The sequence below is a fragment of the Actinoplanes derwentensis genome (assembly GCF_900104725.1).
GTDB classification, from domain to species: Bacteria; Actinomycetota; Actinomycetes; order Mycobacteriales; family Micromonosporaceae; genus Actinoplanes; species Actinoplanes derwentensis.
Genome location: NZ_LT629758.1, coordinates 2274997 through 2292422, shown reverse-complemented (window position 1 = coordinate 2292422; position 17426 = coordinate 2274997). Strand labels below are relative to the sequence as shown.

Below are 17426 nucleotides of genomic sequence, written 5' to 3'. Positions count from 1 at the left end.
AGGTGGCTCCCCGGGCTTGACCTTCCCATCGTGGGAACGTTTACCGTCGTTGGCATGGCAGGACTGGTAGTCATCGGCGCGGGCCCCGGGATCGGGCGTTCGGTCGCCGCACGCTTCGCCCGCGAGGGCCTCCCCGTCACCCTGATCGCCCGCACACCCGGCCCCGGCGTGGTGAGCGCCGACTGCACCGACGAGTCCGCCCTGCGCGCGGCCCTCGACACTGCCGCGACCAGATTCGGGCCACCCGAGGTGGTCGTCTACAACGCCGCGCTGATCCAGGCCGACACCCTCGGTGAGCTGCCCCTGAAAGATCTGCAGGAAGCGTGGGCGGTCAACGTCGGCGGGATCCTCACCACCGCCGCGCACCTCCTACCGGCAACGAAGACGTTCCTGATCACCGGTGGCATGCCCGAGCCGAAACCGGCGTATGTGTCGCTGTCACTCGGCAAAGCCGCCGCCCGCACCGTCGCCGACCTGCTGCAGCGCCAGTTCGGCCCGCAAGACGTGCACGTCGCCACGGTCACCGTCACCGGCCCGGTCGCGCCCGGCACCTTCCACGACCCCGACACCATCGCCGAGCACTACTGGGACCTGCACCGCGAGCCCCGCCCCCAGTGGCGACACGAGGTGATCCATTGACCGGTTCCCGAGGGGGAGTCCTTCTCCGCCCGCGGGACCTCTTCATGACCTTCCGTTCAGGTCCTGTCTCAGGGGTCTGCCGACCGCGATCCACTCGCCGTAGGTCGCGCCGACCTGGGTGGCCGAGGAAAGACGTCCAGTCCGGTGAACCGCGGATCTACCGGCTGGCCTTCTGGAACCGGTCTCACGGCAGCGGGACCACGTAGGAGTCGACCCGGCTGATCAGGGCGTCGCGGAACGTGAACAGGTCGTTGAACGCGAATCGGAACGGCCCATGTTCCACGGTCGTGCCCCGGCCCACGCCGGTGACCACGACGACCGGGCCGTCCTGCAGAACCCGCTCGACGTCCAGGACCGGACTGCCGGTGAAGGCCGGGTTCTCGATCTCACCGTCGAATTCGGTCTTGCCCTTAGTGGTGCGGTGCCCGTGGATGATCCATTCGACGTCGTCGGTGAGAGTGGCCAGGATGCGCGGGTGGTCACTGGTCCGGAACCCGTCGAAGTACTCCTCGACGGTCGCGCGTTGGGTGGTCATCCGGTTCTCCTTCTGCAGGTGGTGGTCCAGGGCGCCCAGGATCGAGGCGAGTCCCCGGGCGGCTCGGGCGGTACGCAGCCGGGGCGGGAGCCGCCGCTGGTGGACGGTGAGATGGGAGCCGCTGCCGTCGGCGCGGATCGACACGGTGGTGCGGATCCCGGTCAGCGGCTCGTCGAAGATCAGCTCGTGCGGGGCGGCGAGGCTGACGTACACGAATCGCAGGGTGTCGACCTTGAATTCGCCGCCGGGTCGCAGGTCGAGTGCGACCGACTCCTCGGTGACGACGGCGTGCGAGCCGCCCCAGAACGCCGCGACACCCGCCGGGGACGTGAACGCCGCCCAGACCCGTTCGGGCGGGGACGGCAGCCGGCGGCTGGCGATCAGTTCGTCGGCCGGGGTCACCGCAGGTGCTCTTCGAGCGCGTCGAGACGGTCGTCCCAGATGCGGCGCTGCTCGTCGATCCACGATCGCAGCAGGGCCAGCTGGTCGGCCCGCAGCCGGCAGGGCCGCCGGGTGCCCTCGCGGCGCTGTTCGACCAGGCCGCAGCGGCGCAGCACGGCGACGTGATGAGAGATCGCCTGCTGGGTCAGGTCGAACGGCTCGGCCAGCTCCCCGACGGTCGCGTCGGAGTGCGCGAGACGGCTCACGATCGCCCGGCGAACCGGATCCCCGAGAGCCGCGAAGGCAGCATCAAGCATGCGCCAACCCTAATACAAACAATCGTTTGTTGATAGGGTCAGGCGCGCGGCAGTGCACCCACGAGCGCGATGGTGAAGGAGATCCGCAAGGCGTCGCGCAGTTCCAGGTGGAACACGCTGAGCGCGGGTTCGTCCGCATAGGCGGCGAGAATGCTGGGCGGTGGCGGGACGTACGACGACAGGGCGCCCGCCGAGACCAGGCTCATCAGGCAGAACAGTTGCGCGCCGTCGCCGAGCTCGGGCAGATGGTGGCGCATCAGGTCGGCCATGACCGTCAGCTTGGCGAGCGACGAGCGCTTGTGCTGTTTGGCCATCTCGACCGAGACGTTGTGTTCGAGGACGCCGCCCTGCGCGCCGAACAGGTCGCAGAGCACCACCCGGTCCGCCAGTGACCGGCTGAGGACCTCGGCCAGCTGGCCGGCCCGCACCTCCGGCGCGGCCAGCGGCTCGACATCGTCGGCCAGTTCGGCGGCCAGATCGGCGAGCCAGGTCCCCAGGAAGACGTCGAGCAGTTCGAGCAGCACCGCCTCGCGGGACTCGAAATAGCGCAGGACGTTCGACTTGGCCAGGCCCACTCGCCGGCTGAGTTCGTTGAGGCTCACGTCGGCCACCGGCATCTCGCGCAGCATCGCCGCCGCCGTGTCCAGAATCGCCTGCCGGCGGATCTCCCGCTGCTGTTCGCTGCGCGCCCGCTTGAATGTCACGACCCCACTCTAGCTTAAAGACCGCCGGTCCCTTGACAGAAGACCGGCGGTCTCTTACGTTGGTGTCATAACAGACCGCCGGTTTTTTAGGAGTGCGTGATGAGTGACAACTGGACCGAACAGCACATCCCCGCCCAGCACGGCCGGGTCGCGATCGTGACCGGCGCCAACACCGGGCTCGGGTTCGAGACCGCCCGGATGCTCGCCGCCCGCGGAGCGACAGTCGTGCTGGCCGTCCGCGACACCGCGAAAGGCCGGCAGGCAGCCGCCCGCATCACCGGCGACGTCACCGTCCAGGCCCTGGACCTGACCTCCCTGGACTCGATCCGGGCCGGGGCCGCCGACCTGCGCGCCGCCCACCCCCGCATCGACCTGCTGATCAACAACGCGGGCGTGATGTACACCCCGCGGCAGACCACCGCCGACGGCTTCGAACTGCAGTTCGGCACCAACCACCTCGGCCACTTCGCCCTGACCGGCCTGCTGCTGGACCGGATGCTGGACGTCCCCGGCTCCCGCGTCGTGACGGTCAGCAGCACCGGCCACCGCATCCGGGCCGCCATCCACTTCGACGACCTGCAGTGGGAGCGCTCGTACAGTCGCATCGCCGCCTACGGCCAGGCCAAACTCGCCAACCTGATGTTCACCTACGAACTGCAGCGCCGCCTCGCCCCGCACGGCACCACCATCGCGGTCGCCGCCCACCCGGGCGTGTCCAACACCGAACTCGCCCGCAACACCCCCACCGCGCTGCGCCTGCCCGTCACCTGGCTCGCGCCGCTGCTCACCCAGAACGCCGACATGGGCGCCCTGCCCACGGTCCGCGCCGCCACCGACCCGGCCGTCACCGGCGGCCAGTACTACGGCCCCGGCAACCGCGGCGAGATCCGCGGCTACCCGAAACTGGTCACCTCCAGCCCCGACTCCCACGACCAGGCCACCCAGCAGCGCCTGTGGACCGTCTCCGAAGACCTCACCGGCGTGACATTCCCCCTGCACCACACAGTCCGATGATCAAGACCCTTTGCTGGTACGGGGACCAACGGTTCACACGTCGCGCCGCCGGTGCACCAGCACCGCGGCCGTGAGGAAGACCAGCGGCCACAGCGCGTACGCGAGCCACGCCTGAGTGGCGGTGGCGTAGAGATCGCCGACCGCTTCCGGAGTCCCGTACGCCTGGGTCAGCCGCTGCCACGCCGGAAGCAACATGGCGTGGTTGACCGCCCGCGACAGTTCCTGACGGGTGGAGAACAGCGGCGGGGCCAGGACCAGCAGCAGAATCCCGGAGACGTACACACCGCCGGCATGGCGCACCAGCACCGCCAGACCGAGACCGGTCAGCGCACACACCGGCCCGATCAGCACCGCCGCGAACAGCGCCGTAGCCGTCCCCGGCCGGCTGAGCGTCACCTCCCCGACGACGACTCCGGCGACGCCGAACGAACCCACCGCCATGATCACTCCCGTGGCCGTCCAGACAGCGGCGGCCACGGCTGCCTTGGCCAGGACCACGTCCGCACGGGCCGGAACGGCGACCGATGTGGCCCGGATCAGGCCACTGCCGTACTCGCCGAGCATCATCGACGCACCGAAACTCGTCGCCACCACGATCAACGCCAGGAAACCCGCCACATTGAAGGCATCACCGACCTCGAACCCGCTGCCCGCCTGCTTCGTGGACGCGTCCACCGCCGCCGAGGCGACCACCGCCGACACCGTCCCCGCCACGATCCACCGGGTCGACCGCAACGAGCGCACCTTGAGCCATTCGGCCGCGATCACGTCACGCATCACGCACCACCGGCCCGATAGTCGACACTGGCCGCGGTCAGCTGCAGGAACACGTCCTCCAGCGAACCACCCGCACCGGTCAGCTCACCGACCGGGCCGGCCGCGAGCAGCCGGCCCTGCCCGATCACGACGATGTCGTCGGCGGTCGCCGCCATCTCACCGATCAGATGACTGGACAGGAACACCGTGCGGCCCTCAGCCGCCAGCCGCCGGAACAGCCCGCGCGCCCAGCGGACCCCTTCCGGGTCCATCCCGTTCACCGGCTCGTCGAAGATGAGCACCGGCGGGTCGCCGAGCAGAGCGGTGGCCACGCCCAGCCGCTGCCGCATACCCAGGGAGTAGGTGCCGGCCCGCCGGTGCGCCACCGCGGTGAGACCGACCTCGGCGAGCACCTCGTCGACCCGCCGTCGCGGCAGGTCGTTGCTGCGCGCCAGCGCTGCCAGATGCGCGGTCGCAGTCAGCCCGGGATGTGCCTGCTGAGCGTCCAGAAGAGCACCGGCGTGCCGCAGACCGCGCCGGCGCGAACGAAAGGGCACGCCACTGATGGTGGCGGTACCGCTGGTCGGCGAGTCGAGGCCGAGGAGCACCCGCAAAGTGGTCGTCTTACCGGCGCCGTTCGGGCCGAGAAACCCGGTGACCCGGCCGGGCCGGGCGGTGAACGACAGTCCGGCCACCGCGGTGGTGGACCCGTACCGTTTGACCAACTGGTCGACATCAATCATGCCGATCACTGTCGCGCCCCGCAGACCGGTCTGTCATCCGACCACGGGCTGTCACGGATGCCTACCGTGGTCGTACTACCGTGGTCGGATGTCCTTGTCGGACCCCACGGTTAGGCTCGCCGCATGTCCACCGCGCCGCGCCGCCTTCCGCTGGGTGCCTGGACGGCGCTGATCTGGTCGATCGCGGCGTTCAGCACCCTGCGCGCCTTCTCCGGTGTGCCCGGCATGCCGTCCGGGATGCCGTCCCCGCCGGCCTGGCGCTGGGCCCTCGCCGCGGTAGCGGTCGCGACCGGTCTCGGCGCGAGCACCCAGGCGAGCCGCCGGCCGTTGATCGCCCTGCATCTGATGGTCGTCTCCGCGGTGGTGCTGGTCCTCGCGGTCGGCACCGAGGGGATCGCGAACTCTCCGGACCAGGTGTTGTCCCTGTTCATGCTCGCCGCCGACGTGCTGCTCGCCCACATCGTCGTGACCCGGCCGCCGTGGGCGTGGGGTGTCGCACTGATCCCGGTTCTCGCGGTCCTGCCGGTCAGCGTGGCGCTGATGGCGTTCTTCCAGCAGCCCGGCCTGCAGGTCAACGGGACCGTCTGGCTGGCGTTCGCGGTGCTGCCGGTCCTGGTCGCCGGCCTGCTCGGCTTCTCGATCCGGCAGGCCAGGGAATATGCCCGGCGGCTCAGCGAACAGGCCGCCGAGCAGGCCGTGGTGGCCGAGCGACTGCGGATCTCCGGGATTTGCACGACCACGTCGCGCACAGTGTCGGCGTCATCGCGTTGCAGGCCGGTGCCGCGGTCCGGGTGATGGACAGCCAGCCGGAGCGGGCCCGCGAGGCACTGCGGGCGATCGAGGCCACCAGCCGCGACACGCTGTCCGGGCTGCGCCGGATGCTCGGCGGTCTCCGGCAGGTGGGGGAGGCGCCGCTACGGCCGGCACCCGGCCTGGCCGACGTCGACCGGCTGGTCGGCGCCGCGACAGCCGCGGGCGTGGCGGTCGCCCTGACCGTCACGGGCGAACGGCGGATCCTCGCGTCCGACGTCGAACTCTCCGCGTACCGGATCATCCAGGAGTCACTCACCAACGTGTTACGCCACGCGCAAGCCGAGACCTGCCGGATCTCGGTCGACTACGGTCCCGGCGAACTGGCCATCGAAGTGGTCGACGACGGGCGCGGCGGCGACCCGGTCACCGGAGGTTTCGGCCTGGCCGGCCTGCGCGAGCGGGTCGCCCTGCTCAACGGCACCATCACCGCGGGCGCCCGGCGCGGCGGCGGCTTCCGGGTGACAGCGTGGCTACCGGACGGGACGGCATGACGGCCGTCCGGGTGTTGCTCGCCGACGACCATGCGCTGATCCGCAGTGCCCTGCAGATGGTGCTCGCCGGAGCCGACGACATCGAGGTGGCCGGTGAGGCGGAGACCGGCGCCGCCGCCGTCCGGCTGGCCGGGCAACTGCGACCCGACGTGGTGCTGATGGACATCCGGATGCCCGACCTCGACGGCATCGAAGCCACCCGTCGCATCACCGCCGAACCCGGCGCGCCCCGTGTCGTGGTGCTCACCACCTTCGACGACGAGGAATACGTGTACGGGGCGTTGCGTGCCGGAGCATCCGGATTCCTGGTCAAGGACATGGCACTCGAAGAGATCGTCACCGCGATCCGGGTGGTCGCGACCGGAGACGCACTGATCGCCCCGAGCGTGACCCGGCGCCTCATCGAGATGGTGGTCAAGAATCCGGCACCGTCCGGCGCGGTTTCCCTGAGCACCGTCACCGGCCGTGAACGTGAGGTGCTGACCCTGATCGGGCAGGGCGCGACCAATGCCGAGATCGCCGAACAGCTGCACATCACCACACCCACCGTGAAGAGCTACGTGAGCCGGCTGATGACCAAACTCGCCGCCCGCGACCGTGTCCAGCTGGTGATCGTCGCCTACCGGGCCGGTCTCGTGTAGACACGTGTTCGGGCCATGGTAACCCGTACTCATCTCACCGTCAGGAGCGTCCCATGTCCTTCCAGGCATACCTCGACACGATCGAAGTCAAAACCGGCAAGATCCCCGCCGCACTCGTCGCCGAAGCTCACGAGCGCGGCTACCACGCCGACACCAAAGCGGGCGAGATCATCCAGTGGCTCAAGGACGACTACGCGCTCGGCCGTGGTCACGCCATGGCCCTCGTCCACGTGATCAAGAACGGGACGAAGATCGACGACAAGCACGTCAACAGCGGCACCACCCACAGTGACCCCACCAACGAACTGCGCCTGGACGGCAAGGCGAACCGCGGCAAGTAGACGCCGCCGGTTCCACATTCTGGAGGTGACGCCGGAGTCGATCGTTCTCGGTGCAAGAAGATCATCGATGGATTCTCCCGTCGGCGTGGTGCTGACCCGGCTGGAGAGCCGGCTGGCAGCCCGCCGTCGCCGGCCACCCCGCTGGAGCCTAGCCCGCACACCCCCGCAGCCTGTCGGCTTTCCGTGCTCGACAGGTTGCGACCGGATGGGCTCAGTCTGGCCCGGTGGGGACCGATGGTGTGGGTGCAGAGCTTGTCGGACGACTACGTCCAACACCGAGGGAGAGGTTGTGGGTGGGGTGAAGAGTTCGCCGCTGGGCCGGGTTTCGGGGTTTCGTCTGACGATCACGGTGAAGGTCGTCGTGCTGGTGGTGGTGTCGCTGGTGTTACTGGCGGTGCTCGGAGTGTTCGCCATGACCGCGGCGTCGCAGTTACAGGATCTGGCTGACCGGCAGTCGGCACTGGGGGCGGCTAACACCACGCTGACGGACATGGACATGCAGCAGTCGAACGCGATGATCGCGGTGAACCGGGCGCTGCTGGCGACCACCGACCCGGAACGGGTGCACGCCGACGGGTTGTTCACCGACGCGGCGGACAAGGCCCGCGCGGACATCGCCGCCATCACCGCCCTGAACCTGCCGGTGGAGGTCGGCAGTGCCCTGACCGCTCTGTTCGGGTCCTACGAGCAGTACCTGAGTGCCGAGCAGGAGGCGATGACCGGCGCGAAGGCGGCCGACCCGGCGGGTCCGGACGGTAAGAAGATCATCGCCGCCGACGACGAACGGGCTGCGGCCATCATGCAGCAGATCGCCGACACCCGTGTGGTCGTGAACGCTGAAGCCGAGCAGGCCAGCACGGACACGGCCGACAAGGCCGCCTCGGTGACGACCATTGTGATCGTCGTGCTGGTGGTGGCGGTCGCTGTCCTGGGTGCGGTCGGCGCTGTTCTGGTGCGGGGGATCCGCCGGTCGTTGTTCGGGCTGCGGGACCGGATGAGTGAAATCGCCGACGGCGACGGTGACCTGACCGCCCGCCTCGACGAGAGCGTCGCGGACGAGACCGGTGATGTGGCCCAGGCCGCGAACCGGTTCATCGTCCGAGTCCAGGACCTCGTCATGCAGATGGCGAGCGCGGCCGCGACCCTGGACGGTTCGGTGCAGTCATTGACCTCGATGACCACCCAGATGGCGGCCAGCGCCACCGGTACCAGTGAGCAGGCTGCTGACGTGTCGACCGCTGCTGACGACGTGTCGCGTAACGTTTCGACGCTGTCGGCGGGCAGCGAACAGATGGGCGCCTCGATCCGGGAGATCTCGGTCAACGCCTCCGAGGCCGCTTCGGTGGCCGGCACCGCCGTCGGGATCGCCGCCACCGCCCGGCAGACAGTAAACGAACTTTCCGCCGCGAGCGCGGAGATCGACAACGTGGTCAAGCTGATCACCGCGATCGCCGAGCAGACCAACCTGCTGGCTCTGAACGCCACCATCGAGGCCGCCCGCGCCGGGGAACTCGGCAAGGGGTTTGCCGTGGTCGCCTCCGAGGTCAAGGATCTGGCCCAGGAGACGGCCAAGGCCACCGAGGACATCACCGGCCGGGTCGCCGCCATCCAGACCGGCACCATCGCCGCCGTCGACGCGATCGCTACCATCGGCGACATCGTCGGCAGGATCAGCGACTTCTCCACCACCATCGCCTCCGCCGTCGAGGAACAGACCGCCACCACCAGCGAGATGGCCCGCAGCGTCAATGACGCCGCCACCAGCGCCAACCAGATCGCCGCGAACATCACCGGCGTCGCCCGCAGCGCCGACGAGATCTCCAGCGCCGCCGGACAAGCAGCCCAGACGACCCACGCCGTCGCCGGCGTCGTCACCAACCTGAAGACCGCCGTCGGCCGATTCCGCTACTGACACGGGGGAGCCCACCCGATGCCCACCATCGACGGCCCCGGCCGTACCGAGATGCTCGACCTGCTCGACCTGCTCGACGCCTGCGAACGGCTCGCCGACCTGCAACACCGCCTCGCCGGTGACCTGCACACCCTCGGCCTGCTCGATGACACCACCCGCCTCAACACGATCGCTCAGGCCGACCAGATCGACGCCTGCATCGAGCAAGCCCGACACCCCCTGATCACCGGCGGCTCCGGTTCCGACATCGCGTCTTCCCCGGGTCCCCGCCGACACGACTCGCGGCGTGACCCACCGGACAGCAGGCCACATCCTTACTCGGGGCTCGCCGCCTGATCCGACCCATCCGGCACGGCACGGTGCGCTCAGACGATCGGAACAAGGCCCCCGAAACCTGGAGACCAAAGACTCCTCGGGGCTGCTGTACGTGGTGACCAGCAGCCCCGCAAACAGGCGCTGACCTCGACGATCTGCAACTCCCTCGGCTTCGGAGGCCACAACGTCGCCCTCCTGTTCGCCCCGCCATACCGGGCACCAAGACCACAATTCCTAGTTTTGGCCGCTGACCAAATCCCAGGAGAATCCTTCTCTCAGAACCCGCCGGCCTGTTGCTAGGGGATGGTCCACTTCTGGTTGGGGCCGCCGGTGCAGGTCCACAGCTGTGCGAGCGTGAAGTCCGCAGAGGAGCCGCCCTTCAGATCCAGGCACTTGTTCGCGTTCGGATTCACCAGGTCACGGGCGCTGCTGAACACCCACTGCTGAGCCACCGAGCCGTTGCAGTCCCAGAGCTGCACCTTCGTACCGTCCACAGTCCCGGCATTGGAGACATCAAGACACCTGCCCGCAGTACGGATCGTCCCGTCACCCGGCAGCGTCCACTGCTGGGTGGTGTCGCCGACGCACGAGTACAGGTCGATCGCCGTACCGCTGGCGGTGTTGCCACCGGCCGCACCGATACACTTACCGGCCAGACCGGTGATCGGCCCGGTGCGTGATCCACCACCGTTGGAATTCACGAACTTCCAGGTCACATTGAGTACGCCCGGAGTGTTCGCCGGATCGGTGGAGGCGAACTGGGCGAACGCCGCCTGACTGAGGTCGATGTGGCTGGCGGCGCAGGACGGGCATTTGTCCTTCACCGGCACGGTGATCGTCCGGCCGTTGTAGGTGACCTCGACACTGACGCCCTGGCAGATCGGGTCGAGGTTCGGGTTCGCCGTGGTCCACCAGGTGTAGGACACCGCGACGAGCATCTCGGTGGCGGCGTTGATCGGGGTACCGCACGCACCGTACCCGGCATCGTTGTAGAAGGTCGTCTTGCCGGTCTGGGTCTGGCCGATCGGGACAGCGGCCGCCGGAGCCGACGGCAGGAGCACCGCGAACAGCACCGCCACGGCGAGCAGGATCCGGGCCCGCATCAGCAGTAGAGGTTGCTGCCGGCCGCGACACCCAGGATCTGGGTGAACCGCAGGTACGCGTCGACCCGGCTCTGCACCTGGCCCGGATTCGCCCCGTTGCATTCGAGGCTGCCGTTGATGGTCCGGATGGTCTGCCCGAACCCGGCACTGTTGACCATCGCGTTGTGGCCGGTCATCGTGCCCGCCCCGGTCGAGGTCATCCAGAACCAGAGGCCGGTCTTCCAGGACACCGCGGCGTCGTTCTGCACCAGCCACGGGTTGTTCAGCAGATCGATGCCGAGCGCGTCGCCGGCTGCCTTGTAGTTGTAGTTCCAGGACAGCTGGATCGGGCCGCGACCGTAGTAGGCGGACTGCCCGGCCGGGCATCCGAACGACTGGTTCCAGTCACAGTAGTGCGGATAGTTCGCGGTGTTCTGCTCGACGATGTGAACCAGTCCGCCGGTCTCGTGGTTGACGTTGGCGAGGAACGCCGCGGCCTCCTGCTTGCGGACCGTGTCACTGCCGGCACCGGCGAACGCCGGGTACGCGCTGATCGCCGTGACCAGGCCACTGTAGGAGTAGAAGCCGTTACGGCCCGGGAACATCTGATTGAACTGAGCCTCGGTGACCACGAACCCGCCCGTGCTGCCGCCGCTGGCCGGCGCGTTCCACTTCTGGGCGCCGGTACCGTTGCAGGTCCACAACTGCACGACGGTGAAGTCGGCCGACGAGCCGCCGGTCAGATCCAGGCACTTGTTGGCGTTCGGATTCACCAGGTCACGGGCGCTGCTGAACACCCACTGCTGAGCCACCGAGCCGTTGCAGTCCCAGAGCTGCACCTTCGTGCCGTCGGCGGTGCCGGCGTTGGAGACATCCAGACATCTACCGGCGGTACGAATCGTGCCGTCACCGGGGCGCGACCACTGCTGGGTGGCGTCGCCGACACACGCGTACAGGTCGACCGCGGTGCCGTTACCGGTGCTGCCACCGGCCGCGCCGATGCACTTACCGGCCAGCCCGGTGATCGTTCCGGTAGCGGCGTGCGCTGCCGTGCCGGTGAGGCCGAGCAGGCCGACGGCGGTGGTCACGCTGAGGAGAACAGCGAGCAGGGTTCTACGAAGATCAGGGGAGCTCATACAAGGAAGTCCGTCCTTGTCGAAAGTCTGCCAGAGGCCGCGCGCGCTACCTCATATGCAACACCGTCACACATCGACATGTAAAGATATGTAAGGTTTCTTGCTTAAAGTCGTGCCGACCCGCTCGCAGTCATCCACCCCGAGCCAACCTTGCCGCAATTATCGTATTACTGTTACTGGCAATCCATTAATTACCTCACGAGGCTTGAAGCGGACAAATCAGACGTACATCATAATGTCAGTTCTGTTGTATTTCTGTTTACTCATCGGAGATCGTCCGGGCAGGGCCTGTGCCCGGTCCCGCTGTAGCTGGCACGCGGACCACCTGTCGGATAAGCGGCCCCACCAACCTGATAAAAAGATCGACGTCGGTGGGTTGGCGATGTGCCCCCGAAGTTGTCCGTCTTTCGGGTTGAGGGGAGCCGCTCGTGGTGTTGTCGGTCGAAGACAGGCTTGCGGTGCATGAGTTGGTCTCGCTGCACGGTCACCTGATGGACGGCGGCGAGTTCGCTCGGATGAACGAGCTGTTCTGCGCCGACGTCATCTACGACGTCTCCGCGTTCGGACTCGGCGAGCTACGCGGGTACGAGGCGATCAGCGAAGCCAGCCTGGCGGTGGGCGAGGCGAACCCCGTCGGCCATCACGTCACGAACATATGCGTGACCGAGGATCCGGACGGCACGGTGCGGGTGCGCTCGAAGGGGATCGGGATCTCCGCCACCGGCAGCGTTGGCAGCGTCGTCTACGAGGACGTCGTACGCCGCGAATCGGCTGGCTGGCGCATCGCGTATCGCAAGGTGATTCCCCGCCGTACGCCGCTGCACCCCTGACAGCCCCGATGGAGGCCACGGTGGTCGCGGCACTTCGATCCAGTCACGGGCGGTCAGCGCTCGGATCCCTTGGCGTTCGAGGTCGGCTACATCGATCCTGACGACGGGAAGTACGCCGGCTGTTCGCCGACCTGCGAAGGTCACACCGGTGTCGAGTCGTGGTTGGACGTGACGAGGCGATGGCCCTGGACTTCGACGCCACGGTCACGCGTTTGCTCCGCAACCGTTCTGGCTCTTCTGGTCGGCTGGCGGCCGGAGCAGATCGCATGCTCCCAGCGATGGCTGCGCGACCTGGCCTGGGACCACTTCGCCGCACCCGGAGGAACGGCGCTCATCTGCCGTGTTCCCCAGCAACCAGCGCGACAGCGACAGCCGTCGGCCCCTGTCCTACCAGTGGTTTCACCGGCGCTTCAAAGCATGGATCGACAATCTCGACATCGGCCGATGGGTGCCCCACCGGGCGCGGCACTCGCTGGACACCCGTGTGCTACGAGCCGGGGCGAGCCTGACCCACATCCGCCGATACCTGGGCCAGGTTTCAGAGCGCATGGCCGACCATTACGTCCACTCACCCAATCCGACCTGGAAGACGTGCCCCAGCACGTCTGGGTCGCCGGCCCCGGCACCGCCCATCCCGGCGAACTCCTCGCAGGCGACGCCGCCACCCGAGAGATGATCAACGCAGCGATCATTGTGGCCCGCACCTGTCAACACCAGCGAATCGCCGAGCAGGACGACGCCCGCGAGGCGACCTGGCGCGAACGGGCCCTCAACGCCGAACAAGCCCTCAAGCCGCCTATGCCGAACTCCTCGGCCAAATCCGCGACCTGGAAGCCGAATGGACTCAAGAAGCCGTCCAGCGCATCAGGCCCGTGACTAACAAGATCCACGAAAACGGCGCTAGCGATGATCTTGACTGCGATGCGTGATCATGGCTGGGGTTGCGTAGTTTGATCGACCATGGTCGATCATGAGGAGAATCCGTTGGCGGGCAACGATCCTGCCGACGATGGCGAGCTATCCGGGCCGTTGGCCGATGAGTCCGGGGAACCCGGTGAAGACGCTGAGGAGTTCCTCTCCGACGAGCAGTTGGCCGCGTACGGCTGCTACACCCGCCCACCGACCGTCGATGAGCTGGACCAGTTCTTCGTACTCGACGACGAGGACCGGAACCTGATCGCGGACAAGCGGGGGGACGCTAACCGGCTGGGCTTCATGCTCCAGTTGACCACGCTTCGGTATCTGGGCAAGTTCCTGGACGACCCACTCGTTGTGCCCGCGGTGGTGCTCGACGATGTGTCCGCCCAGCTCGGTATCGTCGACCCGTCGTGCGTGAAGGCGTACTCGCAACGGGTGAACACCAAGTGGGAGCATCAGCGCGAGATTCGCCAGCGGGCCGGCTGGCGAGGCTACGCAGAGGGCTCGGCTGAGCTGGCGCAGTGGCTCGACCGGCGCTGCTGGAACACCGGCGAGACGAGCGCGCAGTTGTTCTACGGGGCGATCGGCTGGCTGCGGCAGCGCCAGATCGAGCTCCCGGGGCTGGCCCGGCTGATGCAGGACGTCAGCGGTACCCGCTCTGCCGCCGAGGCCCGGTTGCGGCATGAGCTGGTCGGACAGATCAACGGGCGGCAGGCCACGTTCCTACTGAGATTGCTGGACGTGGACCCGAAGACGAACAAGTCAGCGCTGGAGATCCTGCGGCGCCGGCCGGTCGAGCAAACGGTGACCGGGTTGATCAAGGCACTGCGGCGGGTCGGTGAGGTTGCCGGCGCCGATCTGGGCGGTGTGGATGTGACCGTGGTCCCGCAGCGGCGGCTGCGGGAGCTGGCCCGCGACGGCATGATGCGTAACGCGACCGCGCTGCGCCGACGCCGTCCGTACGAGTACCAGCTGGCCACGCTGCTGTCGGCAATCGTGTACCTGGAGGCGAAGGCGACCGATGACGCGCTGGAGCTGTTCGACCTGATCGTCACCAGTGAGCTGCTGGCCCGGGCGCAGCGGGCGTCCAAGACGGAGAAGCTGCGCCGCTATCCACGGCTGAGCCGGGACGCGGGCAAGTTGGCAGCGGCGGTGGAGGTGTTTTGCTGGAGGCCGTGGACTGGGGTGAGGACATCACGCTCGACGTGGTGTGGGACGCGATCGAGAACGTGGTGTCGCGCTCGGAACTTCGCGCGTCGGTGGCCAACATTAGCGGCCTGGTGCTGCCGCCGGACGCCGACCCGGACGGCGAGTGGCGCGCCGCGCTGACCCAACGGTACCCACTGGTCAAGAAGTTGGGCGCCACCTGGCAGTACATGGCGGGCCGGGCGCAGGCCGGCGACATCAACGTGGGCAAGGCCGGCAGGCTGCACGCCGCCGCGTTGGAGGCCATCGCGGAACCGGTGTCGTTGAGGGACCTGCGCAACACCGCTCGCACGATGATGCCCAAGGCCGACATCGGCGACGTCGTGCAAGAAGTCATGTCCTGGCATCCCGAGTTCATTGCCGCCTACACCCACATCTCCCGCGGCGTGCCGATCTCCGCAGACATGGCCGCCAGCCTCGCGCCGGTACTGACCCGCGCAGGCCCTCAACGTCGGCTGGGCTCCGGTGGTCTCCCCGGGCGTGGAGGCGCTGACCCGCTCACGGATCAACCACGTGTACCAGAACTACGTGCGCCCCGAATGCCATGCCGCCGCCAACGCGCCGCTGATCTGGGGCCAGGCCGGCATCCCCACCGCGATGCTGTGGGGCGGCGGCCTGGTGGCCGCGGTGGACGGCACCCGGTTCGTGGTCCCGGTACGCAGCATCGACGCGCGCCCGAACCCGAAGTACTTCGGCCGCAAGAAGGGCGTCACCTGGCTCAACATGATCAACGATCAGGGTGTGGGGACCGCGGGGATGGTGTTGTCGGGAACGCCCCGCGACTCGCTGTACGCGATCGATCTCATGTACCGCCGTGACGGCGGGGCCCGGCCAGAGGTGTTCATTTCCGATACCGGCTCGTACTCCGACATGGTGTTCGGGCTGCTCAAGCTGCTGGGCGTGGACTACCGGCCGGAACTGGCGGGCCTGCCCGACCAGCGGCTGTGGCGCACCGTCCGCGCGGCCGACTACGGGCCGCTCGACACCGCGTCACGGAACCTGATCGACCTGGAGAAGATCAAACGGCACTGGTCCGACATCCTGCGCATCGCCGCGTCTGTGCACGCCGGGGAGATAGCCGCGTCGGAGGTGATGCGCATCCTGCAACGCGGCGGCAATCCAACCCAGCTCGGCGACGCCCTGGCCCACTTCGGCCGGATCTTCAAAACCCTGCACGTCCTGTCCTACGTTGACCGGGAGCAGTACCGGCGCGACATCAAGCGGATGCGCAACTTGCAGGAGGAGCGCCATCGGCTGGCCAAGTACATCTGCCACGGCCGTCGCGGCGAACTACGCGAGAAGTACCACGCGGGGATGGAGGACCAGCTCGGCGCGCTCGTTATCTCTAGGGGTGACAGTTCGTCAGTGACGTGCGTTCTTCGGAGCAGCGTCGTTGTCCCAGAGGGGTATCCGCTAGGTGTCTGGTACATCAGGTACGTTCGCAGCAGAGTTGGTCACCAGGTACAGGGCCGAGCGTGCGGTGTCCGCTCGCGACGAGTCGGTGTCCTGGGTGGTCATAGAAGCGGCCGACTACGCCCTGCAGGTGGAGGCGACCGCGTTCCTCGCGGCGTTGCGGGCGATGGATCGTTCGTCCAATACCGAACGCGTGTACGCCGGCCGGGTGGCTTTGTACCTGTCGTACGCCGCCGATCGGGGTCTGGATTGGTCGTTGCCGGGGCTGGAGGATCTCGCGCGGTTCCTGCGGTGGCTCGTGACGGAGCCGCTGCCAGCACGCGGGCGAACGTCGTCGGCTGAGCCGCGGTTTCGGTCGAAGAAGACCGCGAACGCGGTGATGACGACGGTGTGCGAGTTTCTGCGGTTCGGGGCGCGGCACGGCTGGGTCGGTCCTGAGGTGGTCGCCCGGCTGTCGCAGCCGAAGTTCCTGACCCACCTGCCGCCGGGCTACAACGCCGGCGAGGACGGCCAGTTCCGGACGGTCCGCGCCAAGTCGATCAAGTTCGTGGTGGCCGAGGACGGTGTCGAATGGCTCAGCGCCGAGCAGTTCGAGCGGCTGCTGCCGTTGACACGTAACGCGCGCGACCGCTTCATGGTGGCGTTGATCGGCTGCACCGGCATGCGGATCGGCGAGACGCTCGGGCTTCGGCGTGAGGACATGCACCTGTTGTCGAACTCGGCCGTGCTGGGCTGCCGGGTCACCGGTCCGCACGTGCACGTTCGCCGTCGGGCGAACGCCAACGGCGCTTTGGCCAAGTCGCGGTTTCCCCGCTCGATTCCGGTGAGCACCGAGCTCGTCGAGCTCTACGCCGACTACTGTCACGAGCGGGACCGGATCCCGGAGGCGGCCGGCTGTGACATGGTCTTCGTGAACATGTTCCGGGCACCGCTGGGTAGCCCCGTCGGCTACCACAACGCCAAGGACATGTTCGACAGGCTGGCCCGCAGGGCCGGGTTCGCGGTCCGCCCCCACGTCCTGCGGCACACCGCGGCGACCCGCTGGGTGCGCTCCGGGGTCGCCCGCGACGTCGTGCAGTCCCTGTTGGGTCACGTCTCGCCGTCTTCGATGGACCCGTACATCCACGCCACTGATCAGGACAAACGCGAGGCCGTGGAACGCGTCGCGGCGGCCCGGGACGGCCGCTCGTGACGGCGGCGCTGGCGTCGGTCACGGCGCTCACCGCGTGTCCTCGGCTC

At 68.1% G+C, this 17426-nt stretch carries 18 protein-coding genes and 3 pseudogenes; 14 read left to right on the top strand and 7 right to left on the bottom strand.

The window, feature by feature from the left end; translation table 11 throughout:
* The first annotated feature begins 54 nt into the window (after window positions 1-54).
* A complete protein-coding gene (locus BLU81_RS10625; protein WP_092543888.1) occupies window positions 55-639 on the top strand; it encodes an SDR family NAD(P)-dependent oxidoreductase in 585 nt (194 codons plus the stop codon).
* Window positions 640-823: 184 nt separating this feature from the next.
* On the opposite strand, the gene BLU81_RS50435 is transcribed toward BLU81_RS10625, so the two are convergent.
* From BLU81_RS50435 to BLU81_RS10605, 3 genes are read right to left on the bottom strand one after another with little or no spacing between them, the layout of a single operon-like run.
* Window positions 824-1576 carry an SRPBCC domain-containing protein gene (locus tag BLU81_RS50435; protein WP_231954389.1) on the bottom strand — a complete coding sequence of 251 codons (753 nt, stop codon included), beginning with the start codon at window positions 1574-1576 and terminating at the stop codon, window positions 824-826.
* Complete coding sequence (locus tag BLU81_RS10610; protein ID WP_092543886.1) at window positions 1573-1872, bottom strand: ArsR/SmtB family transcription factor; 300 nt, start codon at window positions 1870-1872, stop codon at window positions 1573-1575. The genes BLU81_RS50435 and BLU81_RS10610 overlap by 4 nt, the downstream gene beginning before the upstream one ends.
* A 38-nt stretch (window positions 1873-1910) precedes the next feature.
* Complete coding sequence (locus tag BLU81_RS10605; protein ID WP_092543884.1) at window positions 1911-2576, bottom strand: TetR/AcrR family transcriptional regulator; 666 nt, start codon at window positions 2574-2576, stop codon at window positions 1911-1913.
* Between the two features lie 99 nt (window positions 2577-2675).
* Between BLU81_RS10605 and BLU81_RS10600 the strand changes: the two genes are divergently transcribed.
* Window positions 2676-3590, top strand: a complete 915-nt coding sequence (locus tag BLU81_RS10600; protein WP_092543882.1) for an SDR family NAD(P)-dependent oxidoreductase — start codon at window positions 2676-2678, stop codon at window positions 3588-3590.
* Window positions 3591-3623: 33 nt separating this feature from the next.
* Here the strand turns inward: BLU81_RS10600 and BLU81_RS10595 are convergent, their stop codons facing one another.
* Together BLU81_RS10595 and BLU81_RS10590 are read right to left on the bottom strand one after the other, a co-directional pair.
* Window positions 3624-4367: a hypothetical protein gene (locus tag BLU81_RS10595; RefSeq protein ID WP_092543880.1), complete on the bottom strand. Its 744-nt coding sequence runs from the start codon at window positions 4365-4367 to the stop codon at window positions 3624-3626.
* Between the two features lie 68 nt (window positions 4368-4435).
* Window positions 4436-5089 (bottom strand): annotated as a pseudogene (locus BLU81_RS10590) (ABC transporter ATP-binding protein); the annotation flags it as partial.
* Between the two features lie 123 nt (window positions 5090-5212).
* Between BLU81_RS10590 and BLU81_RS49555 the strand changes: the two are divergent.
* The 6 genes from BLU81_RS49555 to BLU81_RS10565 all read left to right on the top strand — a co-directional run bounded on the left by BLU81_RS49555 (window position 5213) and on the right by BLU81_RS10565 (window position 9623).
* Window positions 5213-5884, top strand: a complete 672-nt coding sequence (locus BLU81_RS49555) for a hypothetical protein (RefSeq protein WP_197686179.1) — start codon at window positions 5213-5215, stop codon at window positions 5882-5884.
* Complete coding sequence (locus tag BLU81_RS10585) at window positions 5818-6393, top strand: sensor histidine kinase (protein WP_197686178.1); 576 nt, start codon at window positions 5818-5820, stop codon at window positions 6391-6393. The genes BLU81_RS49555 and BLU81_RS10585 overlap by 67 nt, the downstream gene beginning before the upstream one ends.
* Entirely contained in the window at window positions 6390-7034 is a 645-nt protein-coding gene (locus BLU81_RS10580; RefSeq protein WP_092543876.1) for a response regulator, read from the top strand. The genes BLU81_RS10585 and BLU81_RS10580 overlap by 4 nt, the downstream gene beginning before the upstream one ends.
* Before the next feature lie 53 nt (window positions 7035-7087).
* Entirely contained in the window at window positions 7088-7375 is a 288-nt protein-coding gene (locus tag BLU81_RS10575; RefSeq protein ID WP_092543874.1) for a DUF4287 domain-containing protein, read from the top strand.
* Window positions 7376-7664: 289 nt separating this feature from the next.
* Complete coding sequence (locus BLU81_RS51480) at window positions 7665-9287, top strand: methyl-accepting chemotaxis protein (protein WP_172890521.1); 1623 nt, start codon at window positions 7665-7667, stop codon at window positions 9285-9287.
* Window positions 9288-9305: 18 nt separating this feature from the next.
* Entirely contained in the window at window positions 9306-9623 is a 318-nt protein-coding gene (locus tag BLU81_RS10565; protein ID WP_092543870.1) for a hypothetical protein, read from the top strand.
* Between the two features lie 275 nt (window positions 9624-9898).
* On the opposite strand, the gene BLU81_RS10560 is transcribed toward BLU81_RS10565, so the two are convergent.
* Together BLU81_RS10560 and BLU81_RS10555 are read right to left on the bottom strand one after the other, a co-directional pair.
* Window positions 9899-10705, bottom strand: a complete 807-nt coding sequence (locus BLU81_RS10560; protein ID WP_092543868.1) for a cysteine/serine endopeptidase inhibitor — start codon at window positions 10703-10705, stop codon at window positions 9899-9901.
* The gene (locus BLU81_RS10555; protein WP_092543866.1) at window positions 10705-11820 is read right to left on the bottom strand and encodes a chitinase; all 1116 of its coding nucleotides are present in this window, start codon (window positions 11818-11820) and stop codon (window positions 10705-10707) included. Before BLU81_RS10555 ends, BLU81_RS10560 begins: the two co-directional genes overlap by 1 nt.
* A 428-nt stretch (window positions 11821-12248) precedes the next feature.
* Here BLU81_RS10555 and BLU81_RS10550 point away from each other — a divergent pair, with 428 nt between their 5' ends.
* The 6 genes and pseudogenes from BLU81_RS10550 (at window position 12249) to BLU81_RS10530 (ending at window position 17379) form a co-directional block, all read left to right on the top strand.
* Window positions 12249-12650, top strand: a complete 402-nt coding sequence (locus BLU81_RS10550) for a nuclear transport factor 2 family protein (protein ID WP_092543864.1) — start codon at window positions 12249-12251, stop codon at window positions 12648-12650.
* Between the two features lie 331 nt (window positions 12651-12981).
* Window positions 12982-13326 (top strand): annotated as a pseudogene (locus BLU81_RS52020) (tyrosine-type recombinase/integrase); the annotation flags it as partial.
* Window positions 13242-13526, top strand: coding sequence for a hypothetical protein (locus tag BLU81_RS49550; RefSeq protein WP_197686492.1), 285 nt, complete (start codon window positions 13242-13244; stop codon window positions 13524-13526). The pseudogene BLU81_RS52020 and the gene BLU81_RS49550, both read left to right, overlap by 85 nt.
* A gap of 108 nt (window positions 13527-13634) precedes the next feature.
* Entirely contained in the window at window positions 13635-14897 is a 1263-nt protein-coding gene (locus BLU81_RS10540) for a DUF4158 domain-containing protein (RefSeq protein WP_157751455.1), read from the top strand.
* A gap of 324 nt (window positions 14898-15221) precedes the next feature.
* A pseudogene (locus BLU81_RS49545) lies at window positions 15222-16529 on the top strand (Tn3 family transposase); the annotation flags it as partial.
* Window positions 16530-16566: 37 nt separating this feature from the next.
* Window positions 16567-17379, top strand: coding sequence for a tyrosine-type recombinase/integrase (locus tag BLU81_RS10530; RefSeq protein ID WP_197686176.1), 813 nt, complete (start codon window positions 16567-16569; stop codon window positions 17377-17379).
* The last annotated feature ends 47 nt before the right edge of the window (window positions 17380-17426 follow it).